Origin of the sequence: Pseudomonas sp. C11, from assembly GCF_034683865.1 — a bacterium.
Lineage (GTDB): Bacteria > Pseudomonadota > Gammaproteobacteria > Pseudomonadales > Pseudomonadaceae > Aquipseudomonas.
On record NZ_JAWIIP010000026.1, the window covers coordinates 1 to 11,195 of the forward strand.

At 63.3% G+C, this 11,195-nt stretch carries 12 protein-coding genes; 5 read left to right on the forward strand and 7 right to left on the reverse strand.

All coding sequences use genetic code 11. The features are described from left to right. Positions 1 to 194 precede the first annotated feature (194 nt). A complete protein-coding gene (locus tag VC352_RS24665; protein WP_322982137.1) occupies positions 195 to 1,139 on the reverse strand; it encodes a GlxA family transcriptional regulator in 945 nt (314 codons plus the stop codon). Between the two features lie 146 nt (positions 1,140 to 1,285). Here VC352_RS24665 and VC352_RS24670 point away from each other — a divergent pair, with 146 nt between their 5' ends. The 4 genes from VC352_RS24670 (at position 1,286) to VC352_RS24685 (ending at position 4,007) form a co-directional block, all read left to right on the forward strand. Continuing rightward, positions 1,286 to 1,756, forward strand: a complete 471-nt coding sequence (locus VC352_RS24670; RefSeq protein WP_322982138.1) for a nuclear transport factor 2 family protein — start codon at positions 1,286 to 1,288, stop codon at positions 1,754 to 1,756. 256 nt (positions 1,757 to 2,012) lie between these two features. Then, positions 2,013 to 2,732, forward strand: a complete 720-nt coding sequence (pcsA, locus tag VC352_RS24675) for a phosphatidylcholine synthase (protein WP_322982139.1) — start codon at positions 2,013 to 2,015, stop codon at positions 2,730 to 2,732. Further along, on the forward strand, positions 2,729 to 3,010 hold the full coding sequence (locus tag VC352_RS24680; RefSeq protein WP_322982140.1) for a GIY-YIG nuclease family protein: 282 nt from the start codon (positions 2,729 to 2,731) through the stop codon (positions 3,008 to 3,010). The genes pcsA and VC352_RS24680 overlap by 4 nt, the downstream gene beginning before the upstream one ends. 64 nt (positions 3,011 to 3,074) lie before the next feature. Continuing rightward, positions 3,075 to 4,007, forward strand: a complete 933-nt coding sequence (locus tag VC352_RS24685) for a glutathione S-transferase family protein (protein WP_322982141.1) — start codon at positions 3,075 to 3,077, stop codon at positions 4,005 to 4,007. A 235-nt stretch (positions 4,008 to 4,242) separates the two neighbouring features. On the opposite strand, the gene eutC is transcribed toward VC352_RS24685, so the two are convergent. The 3 genes from eutC to eat all read right to left on the reverse strand — a co-directional run bounded on the left by eutC (position 4,243) and on the right by eat (position 7,883). Continuing rightward, a complete protein-coding gene (eutC, locus tag VC352_RS24690; protein ID WP_322982142.1) occupies positions 4,243 to 5,052 on the reverse strand; it encodes an ethanolamine ammonia-lyase subunit EutC in 810 nt (269 codons plus the stop codon). A 15-nt stretch (positions 5,053 to 5,067) separates the two neighbouring features. Continuing rightward, on the reverse strand, positions 5,068 to 6,462 hold the full coding sequence (locus VC352_RS24695) for an ethanolamine ammonia-lyase subunit EutB (protein ID WP_322982143.1): 1,395 nt from the start codon (positions 6,460 to 6,462) through the stop codon (positions 5,068 to 5,070). 62 nt (positions 6,463 to 6,524) lie between these two features. Further along, complete coding sequence (eat, locus tag VC352_RS24700; protein ID WP_416340239.1) at positions 6,525 to 7,883, reverse strand: ethanolamine permease; 1,359 nt, start codon at positions 7,881 to 7,883, stop codon at positions 6,525 to 6,527. A 400-nt stretch (positions 7,884 to 8,283) separates the two neighbouring features. Between eat and VC352_RS24705 the strand changes: the two genes are divergently transcribed. Beyond that, positions 8,284 to 9,342: an AraC family transcriptional regulator gene (locus tag VC352_RS24705; RefSeq protein WP_322982145.1), complete on the forward strand. Its 1,059-nt coding sequence runs from the start codon at positions 8,284 to 8,286 to the stop codon at positions 9,340 to 9,342. A 27-nt stretch (positions 9,343 to 9,369) separates the two neighbouring features. Here VC352_RS24705 and VC352_RS24710 read toward each other — a convergent pair whose 3' ends face one another. The 3 genes from VC352_RS24710 to VC352_RS24720 form a co-directional block, all read right to left on the reverse strand. Further along, positions 9,370 to 9,690, reverse strand: a complete 321-nt coding sequence (locus VC352_RS24710) for a glutaredoxin family protein (RefSeq protein WP_322982146.1) — start codon at positions 9,688 to 9,690, stop codon at positions 9,370 to 9,372. Between the two features lie 165 nt (positions 9,691 to 9,855). Next, entirely contained in the window at positions 9,856 to 10,863 is a 1,008-nt protein-coding gene (yejK, locus tag VC352_RS24715) for a nucleoid-associated protein YejK (protein WP_017362552.1), read from the reverse strand. A 37-nt stretch (positions 10,864 to 10,900) separates the two neighbouring features. Beyond that, positions 10,901 to 11,195 (reverse strand): hypothetical protein (locus VC352_RS24720; protein WP_322982147.1); only part of this gene is annotated, 295 nt, incomplete at its 5' end.

The window sequence follows — 11,195 nt, forward strand, 5'->3', positions numbered from 1 at the left end:
GGGGTGCGCTTTCTTTTGCTTACTTTTCTTTGCGCATTTCAAAGAAAAGTGAGTCGCCCGAGGGGGCGAAACCCGGAATATCTGAAAACACCCAAAGCGGCGTCCAGAACACCAGCGCAAGACGACAAAATCAAACAAACTTGCCAGTCCGGTATCGCGACCACTTTCCCTTCAAATCCTCAACGAACCATTTTTCATCCGCTCCGTTGCATGCGCTTGCGAAAGGCCCCCGGCGTCTCCCCGCAGAGTTGCTTGAACCGCTTGGCGAAGGTGGCGCGGTCGGCAAATCCGATAGCGCTGGCGATCTGCTCCAGGGATTGCCCCGAGCCTGCCAATGCCTGCTGCGCCTGGCTGATACGCAGGCGTTGCAGGTAGTCGCTGGGCGTCAGCCCGGTCCATGCCTTGAAGCGGCGCAACAGCGTGCGAGGCGAACAGTGCGCCTGCTGTGTCAGGCACTCGAGATCGATGGCCTCGCCGTGATGCGCGTGCAGCCAGTGCAACAGGGGCGTCATCGGGCCTTCCTCGACTTCGGGCAGCAGCGGCGCGAAGCGCGTCTGCAGGCCTCGTTGGCGTTCGACCACCAGGGCTGCGGCCACCTGTCGTGCCAGACCCTCGCCACCATGCAGGGCGAGCAGGTGCAAACACAGATCCAAGCCAGCCTGCGCACCACCGGAGCAGAACAGACGGCCATCCTGTGTCAGTAGCTGCTCACTGTGCAGGTGCACCTTCGGATAGCGCCGTGCGAAGGCGTCGGCCAAGGCCCAGTGGGTGGTGGCGCGGCGGTCATCGAGCAGGCCGGCCGCGGCCAGCAGAAAGGCACTGCTGCACAGGCTGGCGACCTGCTGCTCCTGTCGTGCTGCCAGCCACGGCAACAGCCTGGCGTTGGCCTCCAGCGTACGTGTCACGGCGCTGCCAGTGGCCGGCAAAATCAGCAGATCGGCACGTTCGCCGAGATCCAGCCCGCCATCGACCTGGATCTCGGCGAAATCCAGTTGCACCGGTTGGCCATCCAGGCTGAAGCGCTGCACCTGAAAGCGCGGCGAGCCGCTCAGGCGATTGGCCATACCGAAAGCGTCCTGCGCCATGCTCAGGCTGGAACACACGGTTTGCGGACAAACGTAGAGCGCGACACGCAGCATGATGAGCACCGAAGCGGGAGGTTGGCGATTATTGACATAAAGTTGTCTTCGTCGCCAATCGCGCTCACGTCTTCCGAAGGACAGACTAGGCTGCATCCATTACCCGAGCCCGTCACCATTATGACGGCAGATCGCAGGAGCGCCCCATGATCCACCCCAACGCCGACCTGATCACGCGTTTCTACACGGCCTTCCAACAGCTCGACGCCGACGCTATGGCGGCCTGCTATGCCGAAGATGTGCGCTTTTCCGACCCGGTGTTCACCGGTTTGCAAGGCGCCGAAGCGGCTGATATGTGGCGCATGCTGTGCAAGCGAGCCGAAGGCTTCTCGCTGACCTTCGACTCGGTACATGCCGACGATCACGCCGGCAGCGCCCGTTGGGTGGCAACCTACCGTTTCAGTGCGACCGGTCGTCAGGTGGTCAACCATATCCAGGCGCGTTTCGTCTTCCGCGACGGCCTGATCGTCGAGCATCGCGATCACTTTGACCTGTGGCGCTGGACGCGTCAGGCACTGGGGGCCAAGGGGCTGCTGCTGGGCTGGGCACCGCCGGTACAGGGCGCCATTCGGCGACAGGCGGCACGGGGACTGGCGCAGTTTCGTGCGAGCTGCTGAGGCGAGCGAGTGAACGCAGTGGTAGGCTAACCGGTCTTAGAACCTGTTGAGGATCTCGCGAGCTAGAGCCAGGCAAGGCGAAACCAGGCGAAAAACGCTCGGAGTCGCGTTCGACTTTACGAGTTGTAAATGAGCATTTTGAGGCTGGTTTCAACGCAGCATGGCCAACGCGCAGCAGATCGTGAACAGGTTCTTAGCTTTCAATAAAGGGTGCGCACATGGTGTGCCGTATCTCCACTGCCAATCGAGACCTGCCGTGACCGAACTCATCGTAGCCGTAAAACAGGCCAAGGCCTGGGGCGTTCATGCCGTCACTGCCAGTGGTGTGATCCTCGCGCTGCTGGCGTTGCTGGCCGTCCTCGACGGTCAACCCAAGCAATGCCTGCTCTGGCTGGGCCTGGCCCTGCTGGTCGACGGGCTCGATGGTTCGCTGGCGCGACGTTACGACGTCAAAGGCGTGCTGCCGCATTTCGATGGCTCGACCCTCGATCTGGTCATCGACTACCTCACCTACGTGTTCATCCCGGCAATCTTCCTCTATCGCTTCATCCCGCTGCCGGACTACACCCCGCTGTTTGCCGTGGGCCTGATCCTGCTGTCTTCGCTGTTCTGCTTCTGCAACGTCAACATGAAGAGCAAGGACAACTACTTCGTCGGCTTCCCGGCGGCCTGGAATGTGGTGGTGCTGTATTTCTACATTCTCGACGTTCATCCCTGGATCACCCTCGGCATGATCGTCGCGCTGGCCGCGCTGACCCTGACCCAGATGAAGTTCCTGCACCCGTTCCGTGTGCGTCAGTTCATGCCGCTGAACATCGTCGTGACCTTCGTCTGGATGCTCTCCAGCGCCCTGCTGATCCTGCAGTATCCGCACCATTCGGTGTGGGTGATGGGGTTGTGGTTCGCTGCATCGGCCTATTTCGTCGGTATGTGCCTGTGGCGCTCGGCGCGTGAGTGGTTTCCCGCGCGCGGATGACGGCGACCGTCGAAAAACCCTGGTTCGTCTACCTGGTGCGCGCTGCCAATGGCGCGCTGTATTGCGGCATCAGCGACGACCCTCAGCGGCGCTTCGCCCAGCATCAGGCAGGCAAGGGCGCACGTTTCTTCCATACCAGCCCGGCGCTGGCGCTGGCCTACGTCGAGGCCTGTGCCGGCAAGGGTGATGCCCTGCGCCGCGAGCGGGCGATCAAGCGCCTGAGCAAGGCGGCCAAGGAAGCGCTCATTCCGGCCGGTGATGGCGACGCATCAGCCTGAGGCGGTGTGCGCCCGCACGCTGCGCGGTTAAGCTGGGCGCTTTGAACCTGCCGCGGAGCGCGCCATGCACGAGCTGATCCTGCACCACTATCCGACCTCGCCGTTTGCCGAGAAAGCTCGCCTGCTGTTGGGCTTCAAGCAACTGTCCTGGCGCTCGGTGATGATTCCGCCGGTGATGCCCAAGCCTGATCTCACGGCTCTGACCGGCGGCTACCGCAAGACCCCGGTGCTGCAGGTCGGCGCCGACATCTACTGCGACACCGCACTGATCGCCCGCCGCCTGGAGGCCGAGAAGGCGACTCCGGCGCTGTACCCGGAGGCGCAGGCGTTCAATGTCGCCACCTTCGCTCAGTGGGCTGACTCGGTGGTGTTCCAGCATGCGGTGTCGCTGGTCTTCGCGCCCGAATCCATGGCGGTGCGCTTCGCCAAGGTACCGCCAGAGTTCGCCAAGGCGTTCGCGGCTGATCGTGCCGCGCTGTTCTCCGGCGGCACGGCCAGCCGTCTGCCGCTGGAGCAGGCTCGTCATCAATGGCCGGTAATCATGGGCCGTCTGCAGCTGCAACTGCGCAGCGGTGGCGATTTCCTCTTCGGTGAGGCGAGCGTCGCCGATATCGCCCTGGCACACCCGCTATGGTTCCTGCGCGGCACCCCGGTGACCGCACCGCTGGTGGATGATTACCCGGAAGTTGCGGCCTGGCTGGCGCGGGTGTTGGACTTCGGTCATGGCTCACTGAGCGAGATGAGCAGCGAGCAGGCTATCGCCGTGGCCTGCGAAGCGACGCCGGCAGCTCTGCCGGAGGACGACTTTGTCGACCCCAACGGCTTCCAGCCCGGTCAGATGGTACGCATCGCAGCGGTGGACTATGGCGTGGATCCGGTGGAGGGTGAGTTGCTGTACGCCGGGCGTGAGGAGCTGATCCTGCGCCGTGAAGACGAGCGTGCCGGCACCGTGCATGTGCACTTCCCGCGTCTGGGCTTTCGTCTCGAGGCGTGCTGATCGCTCGTAAAGATCGCGGCTAAAGCCCCTCCCACAAAATCTGCTTTCACAGCGCCCCGCTCGCAGGTTGATGACCTGTGGGAGGGGCTTTAGCCGCGACAGAGACGGTTGTGGCAGCGGATGAAGCGTCGTCCATCCTACCTTCCGTATCAGGCTACGTCGGTGGTCAGTGCGTAGGGTGGATGACGCCTTTTTCATCCACCAAGGTGCGTACCGTAGGCGCTGACCAACCGTCTCAACGATGATCCGGTAACAGGAAATTCCCCGGCCCAGCGTTTTCCAGCGTCGGCACTTCGGCCTCGTCCTTGAGGTCGACCCCGGACAGTTGCCGGCGGCAGGCCTCGCGCATCAGGTACATCAGGCGGAAGGTGGCCATGCCGTAGCTCAGGCCCTCCAGGCGCACGTTGGAGATGCAGTTGCGGTAGGCGTCGTTGAGGCCGACGCGCGGCGCGTAGGTGAAATACAGGCCCAGGCTGTCCGGTGAACTCAGCCCGGGGCGTTCGCCAATCAGGATCACCGTCATCTTTGCCCCCAGACGTTCGCCCACCTCGTCGGCCACGGCGACCCGTCCCTGCTCGACGATGGCGATGGGCGCCAGTGACCAGCCTTCTTCCAGCACCTGTTCCAGCAAACGGTCGAGAAAGGGCAGGCTGTGCTTCTGCACCGCCAGTGACGACAGGCCGTCGGCGATGACGATGGCCAGGTCGTAGCCCCGACCGTGCTCTGCGGCATAGTCATCGAGTAACTGCGCGGCATCTTCATGTAGGCGCCGGCCCAGATCCGGGCGCTGCAGGTAGGTGTGGCGGTCAGTCGCTGCGCTGTGCAACAACAGCGTGGGCAACTGGCGGTCATGCAGCGCTTCGCGCAGCGCAGTGTGGTCGAACGGCAGGTGCACGGCGTCGCGTGCCTGGGCATGGGCGAACTGGAAATCCAACTGGGCGCTGGTCGGCAGGCTGGTGCCGGCGCGGCCCAGCGCGATGCGCGCGGGTGTCAGTTGGCGCAGGTGCTGCCAAGGGTTGGCGGTAGCGGGGGACTTTTCGCTCATGACGACCTCGATTGATCAGGACAATTGGGCCAGGGCCTGACGAAATGCCGGCGGCAGTTCCTCGCCCATGCGCAGTTGCCCGCCCTGTTGCTGGAAGATGCCCATGCGCGCCAGCCAGGCCTCGAACTCCGGTGCGGCGTGCAGGCCGAGCACCTTGCGCGCGTAGAGCGCGTCGTGGAACGAGGTGGTCTGGTAGTTGAGCATCACGTCATCCGAGCCGGGAATGCCCATGATGAAGTTGATGCCGGCGGTGCCGAGCAGGGTCAGCAGGGTGTCCATGTCGTCCTGGTCGGCTTCGGCATGGTTGGTGTAGCAGATGTCGCAGCCCATGGGCACGCCGAGCAGCTTGCCGCAGAAGTGGTCTTCCAATCCGGCGCGGATGATCTGCTTGCCGTTGTACAGGTATTCCGGGCCGATGAAGCCGACCACGGTGTTGACCAGGAACGGGTTGAAGTGTCGGGCCACGGCGTAGGCGCGGGTTTCGCAGGTCTGCTGGTCGACGCCATGGTTGGCGTTGGCCGACAACGCGCTGCCCTGGCCGGTCTCGAAGTACATCAGGTTGTTGCCGAGGGTGCCGCGCTTGAGGCTCAGGCCGGCTTCGTAGCCTTCCTGCAGCACCTTGAGGGTCACGCCGAAGCTGGCGTTGGCCGCCTCGGTGCCGGCGATGGACTGGAACACCAGATCCAGCGGCGCGCCGCGTTCGATGGCGGCGATGGAACTGGTGACGTGAGTCAGTACGCAGGACTGGGTGGGGATCTCGTAGCGCTGGATCACGGCGTCGAGCATCTCCAGCAGGGTGCACACCGCGCTCATGCTGTCGGTGGCCGGGTTGATGCCGATCATGGCATCGCCGTTGCCGTAGAGCAGGCCATCGACCACGCTGGCGGCGATACCGGCCGGGTCGTCGGTGGGGTGGTTCGGTTGCAGGCGGGTGGACATGCGCCCGCGCAGGCCCTGGGTGTTGCGAAAGCGAGTGACCACGCGGGTCTTCTGCGCCACCAGCACCAGATCCTGAATGCGCATGATCTTCGACACCGCCGCGATCATCTCCGGCGTCAGGCCAGGGGCCAGCGCCTTGAGGCTGGCTTCGTCGGCGACGTCGCTGAGCAGCCAGTCGCGAAAGCCGCCCACCGTAAGGTGGCTGACCGGGGCGAAGGCCTGTGCGTCATGAGTGTCGATGATCAGACGAGTGACTTCGTCGCTCTCGTAGGGGATCAGCGCCTCCTGCAAGAAGTGCTTGAGCGGCACCTCGGCCAGGGCCATCTGCGCAGCGGCACGCTCGGCGTCGCTGCTGGCGGCAACCCCGGCCAGGTAGTCACCGGAACGTGCCGGCGTGGCCTTGGCCATCAGCTCGCGCAGGCTGTCGAAGCGCCAGGTTTGCAGCCCGACGCTATGAGTGAATCCGGCCATCGGCTGACTCCTCGTGCAGTGTAAGAACACAGCGCCGGGCGTTAGCCCGGCGTTTCAGGTTATCAGATCGGGTTGGCCTGTGCGGCGGCCTCACGCTGATCGGCAGTGCACAGGAAGTACAGATAACCGACGGCCATTAGCCCGAGGAAGATCAGCGCCAGCACGCCGTTGAACCAGATCATCGCACTCAGGCAAACCAAGGCGATGCCCAGGGCAATGGCCGGCACCACCGGGTAGCCCGGAGCGCGGAAGCTGCGCGCAAGATTCGGTTCGCTGCGGCGCAGCTTGAACAGGCTGAGCATGCTCATGATGTACATGACGATGGCACCGAACACGGCCATGGTGATCATCGCCGCAGTCAGGCTCATGCCTTGCAGGTTGATCACGCCGTCGCTGAACACGGCGGCGATACCGATCACGCCACCGGCGATGATCGCGCGGTGCGGCGTCTGGAAGCGCGACAGCTTGGCCAGGCCCTTGGGCAGGTAGCCGGCGCGGGCGAGGGCGAAGAACTGGCGCGAATAGCCGAGGATGATGCCGTGGAAGCTGGCCACCAGGCCGAACAGACCGATCCACACCAGCATGTGCATCCAGGTCGAATCGCTGCCCACCACGGCTTTCATGGCTTGCGGCAGCGGATCGTTGATGTTCGACAGTTCCTTCCAGTTACCCACGCCGCCGGCGAAGATCATCACGCCAATGGCCAGCGTCACCAGGGTCAGGATGCCGGCGATATAGGCCTTGGGAATGGTGCGCTTGGGATCCTTGGCTTCCTCGGCGGCCATGGCGGCGCCTTCGATAGCCAGGAAGAACCAGATGGCGAAAGGGATGGCGGCGAATATGCCGGACACCGCAGCCCCGCTGAATTCGTTGCTGCCAGCCCAGCCATCGAGCACGAAGTTGCTGAAGCTGAAGCCCGGTGCGACCACGCCCATGAACACCAGCAGTTCCAACACGGCGAGCACGGTGACCACCAGCTCGAAGGTGGCGGCGATGCTTACGCCGAGGATGTTCAGGCCCATGAAGATCACATAGGCACCGACGGCGGCGAATTTCGGGTCGAGATCCGGAAACTGCACGTTGAGATACGAGCCGATGGCCATGGCGATCGCCGGTGGAGCGAAGACGAATTCGATCAGCGTGGCCAGGCCGGCGATGATCCCGCCGGTAGGGCCGAAGGCGCGCAGGCTGTAGGCGAACGGGCCGCCCGCGTGGGGGATGGCGGTGGTCAGCTCGGTGAAGCTGAAGATGAAGCAGGTGTACATCACCGCCACCAGCAGCGTGGTGACGAGAAAGCCTAGCGTGCCGGCCACGCCCCAGCCGTAGCTCCAGCCGAAGTATTCTCCGGAGATCACCAGGCCAACGGCGATGCCCCACAGGTGCAGGGTTCCTAAAGTCGGTTTCAGTTGTGAAGCAGTCATCAATGCGCCCTCGAAGTGGAAACGGCAGACCGTACGTGGCCCGAGAGTAACCAGACCTGGCCACGCTGACTTGACCCGTAAAGCTGTTGAGTGCGCTGCAGAGTCAAGTCAGGGCCTTGCCCCAAAGCCGAGCTGTTTTTGCACCAAAATGCCGCATCTGGCTGTGTTGCAGGCCATGCCGAGGCGCGTTGCTTGCTCACCTGGTGCTTTATCTAGGCTCTGTGAGGCTCCATGCCCTGTGTGGGGGCGTGTAAAAAATCACTCTCTCAGAGGGTGCGAAGGACGTGCCGAGGCGCTTGAGCGTTTGCAGCGATACCTGGCCTGTGCTGCTGCAGTCATTGGGAGGGTCAAGGCACAGGATTTGCTAATACTCGAGCAATTCTGCTGCGGTTGTTACTCAATGTTTCAGTCTTCGAACTTTGCCAGCCCCGTTCCCGACCTGCTCAATGCCAGTGGCAACCTGGGTGTGCTCTCGGCGGCGGCCAGTGGTTTGGACGGTTTCATCAGCCGACACGGTGGTGACGTCGACCGTATCTTCGGGGTTTCCGGTATCGACCCCGAGCTGATGCGTCACCCGACCCTGAGTCTGGATCTGGGCAGCTATTGCCGGGTGCTTGAGGAGGCTGCGGCGCAATCGGGCTGCGACAACTTCGGTCTGTACTACGGCCAGCAATTCCGCCCGCAGGCGCTGGGACTGCTGGGCTATATCGGGCTGTGCTCGGCAACGCTGGAGGAGGCGCTGCGCAACTTCGCCGGGGCGTTTCCGTTGCACCAGCACGACACCCTGATCCGTCTGCTGGACGTCGGTGAGTGTTACCGCTTCGATTACCGCGTCGAACATGCGGCGATCATCGGCAAGCGCCAGGATGCCGAACTGACCATGGGTATGCTGCTCAACCTGATGCGTCACCAACGTGGGCCGAACTGGGCGCCGCGCGCCGTGCACTTCGAGCACGCCCGCCCGGAGGGCTGGCAGGAACACCTGCGCCTGTTCGATGCGCCTGTGCAGTTCAACCAGCCGTGCAACTCCATGTTCATTCCCAAGCGTGACCTGGCCGGGCAGGTGATGGCCGATGCCGACCCCATGCTGCTGATGGTGATGCAGGACGCCATTCGCCGCCTCGGCGCGCAGAGCCAGCAACCGCGCGACGTGGTCGCGCAGGCGCGTGGCCTGGTACGCAACGCTCTGCTGCAGAGTGAGCCTGGGCTGGAGCAGATTGCCATGGCGCTGGATCTCAGCGGCGCCTCATTGCAGCGCCGCCTGCGTGAGCAGGGCCTGTGCTTCTCCGGCCTGATCGATGATGTGCGGCGTGAGTTGGCGCTGCATTACCTGCGGCAGAACCTGTCGATCACCGAGTTGGCGCCGCTGCTGGGTTACTCGGAAACCAGCGCCTTCTCCCGCGCGTTCCGTCGCTGGTTCGGCGTTAGCCCACGGCAGTGGCGGCGTGACGAGACTTAGTGGCTCGCCTCGCGTGGCTGAACGTCGTCAGTAGGCGGCGCGGATCGCTGTCGGGTTATAGCCCTGGATGATCTGGCCGCGCATGTCCAGCACTGGGATGCCACGCCCGCCGATGGCGTCGTACTGGCGACGGCCTACGGCGTCCTTTTCGATATCCACTTCGCGATAGGCGATGCCGTCACTCTGCAGCAGCTCGCGGGTCTTGGCGCAGTAGCCGCACCAACTGGTGGCGTAGAGGACGATCTCGCCACTGGCATTGCTGGCTTGCGGCGGGTTCAGCCAGTGGTCGATCTTGCCCCAGTTCTGCCACAGGGCCAGGGCTGCGAGCACCAGCAGTATCTTCTTCATGGTTGCGCGTCCTTGTGTGATAGCGCGGTCATGTCAGGCTCGTAGGGTGGGCGTAGGGTGGGCTTCAGCCCACCAACAACGATCTCTGCCTCGTAAGGAAAGCCGGGCACCCTCCTCGGTGGGCTAAAACGGATCGCCGCCCGGCCCACCCTACAACAGCAGGCCTCAATCCTGCCGACGCTTGAGCTGATCCTTCAACTGGGTCGGCAACTGGCGAATGATCAGCATGTCGCGGCCCTCGTCGTACTCGACCTTCGAGCCCAGCAGGTGCGCCTCGAAGCTGATCGACAACCCTTCGGCGCGGCCGGTGAAGCGCTGGAACTGGTTCAGGGTACGTTTGTCCGCCGGAAATTCCGGGGCCATGCCGTAGTCCTTGTTACGGATGTGCTCGTAGAAGGCGCGCGGGCGGTCTTCGTCGATCAGCCCGGAGAGTTCGTCCAGCGTGATCGGCTCGCCCAATTTGGCCTGGCTGGTGGCGTAGCCGACCAGGGTCTTGGTTTTCTCGCGGGCCTGCTCTTCAGGCAGGTCTTCGCTCTCGACGAAGTCGCTGAAGGCCTTGAGCAGGGTGCGCGTCTCGCCGGGGCCGTCGACGCCTTCCTGGCAGCCGATGAAGTCGCGGAAGTAGTCTGACACCTTCTTGCCGTTCTTGCCCTTGATGAAGGAGATGTACTGCTTGGACTGCTTGTTGTTCTGCCACTCGCTGATGTTGATGCGCGCGGCCAGGTGCAGTTGGCCGAGGTCGAGGTGCTTGGCCGGGGTCACGTCCAGCGCATCGGTCACCGCCACGCCTTCGCTGTGGTGCAGCAGGGCGATGGCCAGGTAGTCGGTCATGCCTTGCTGGTAGTGGGCGAAGAGGACATGGCCGCCGGTGGACAGGTTGGATTCTTCCATCAGCTTCTGTAGTTGTTCCACGGCCTGGCGGCTGAAGGCCGTGAAGTCCTGCTCACCATCGAGATAGGCCTTGAGCCAGCCGCTGAACGGGTAGGCGCCGGATTCCTCGTGGAACAGGCCCCAGGCCTTGCCCTGCTTGGCGTTGTAGCTCTCGTTGAGGTCGGCCAGCAGGTTTTCCATGGCTTGCGAGGTGGCCAGCTCGCTGTCGCGGGCGTGCAGCACGGCAGGGCTGCCGTCGGGCTTCTTGTCGATCAGGTGGACGATGCAGTGACGGATCGGCATGGCGGTCTCGATGGGCAAATGAAACGAAGGGCGAAGTTTACCCGAAGCGGGTCATGGATTCTGGTGTGGATGCATCGGTGAAAGGTATGCAGCAGATCGCGGCTAAAGCCCCTCCCACAACTATCAGGAATCCCCGTGGGAGGGGCTTTAGCCGCGACAGATCTTCTACCTCGGCGCTGCTGCAGTTGCGTAGGGTGGATGACGCTTTTTCATCCACCGCTTCGGCTGCGCATCGGTGGACATAAAGAGCGATGTCCACCCTTGTATCTCGACCAAAGCCTTTCAGTGAGGCTATGGTTCCCGACTGATCATCGGGGGAGGAGTTGCAAGCC

What these genes read in the sequence shown, in the direction of transcription:
- VC352_RS24665 (WP_322982137.1), bottom strand. Translation starts at nt 1,139, where the DNA reads ATGCTGCGTGTCGCGCTCTACGTTTGTCCGCAAACCGTGTGTTCCAGC.
- VC352_RS24670 (WP_322982138.1), top strand. Translation starts at nt 1,286, where the DNA reads ATGATCCACCCCAACGCCGACCTGATCACGCGTTTCTACACGGCCTTC.
- VC352_RS24680 (WP_322982140.1), top strand. Translation starts at nt 2,729, where the DNA reads ATGACGGCGACCGTCGAAAAACCCTGGTTCGTCTACCTGGTGCGCGCT.
- VC352_RS24685 (WP_322982141.1), top strand. Translation starts at nt 3,075, where the DNA reads ATGCACGAGCTGATCCTGCACCACTATCCGACCTCGCCGTTTGCCGAG.
- eutC (WP_322982142.1), bottom strand. Translation starts at nt 5,052, where the DNA reads ATGAGCGAAAAGTCCCCCGCTACCGCCAACCCTTGGCAGCACCTGCGC.
- VC352_RS24695 (WP_322982143.1), bottom strand. Translation starts at nt 6,462, where the DNA reads ATGGCCGGATTCACTCATAGCGTCGGGCTGCAAACCTGGCGCTTCGAC.
- eat (WP_416340239.1), bottom strand. Translation starts at nt 7,883, where the DNA reads ATGACTGCTTCACAACTGAAACCGACTTTAGGAACCCTGCACCTGTGG.
- VC352_RS24705 (WP_322982145.1), top strand. Translation starts at nt 8,284, where the DNA reads ATGTTTCAGTCTTCGAACTTTGCCAGCCCCGTTCCCGACCTGCTCAAT.
- VC352_RS24710 (WP_322982146.1), bottom strand. Translation starts at nt 9,690, where the DNA reads ATGAAGAAGATACTGCTGGTGCTCGCAGCCCTGGCCCTGTGGCAGAAC.
- yejK (WP_017362552.1), bottom strand. Translation starts at nt 10,863, where the DNA reads ATGCCGATCCGTCACTGCATCGTCCACCTGATCGACAAGAAGCCCGAC.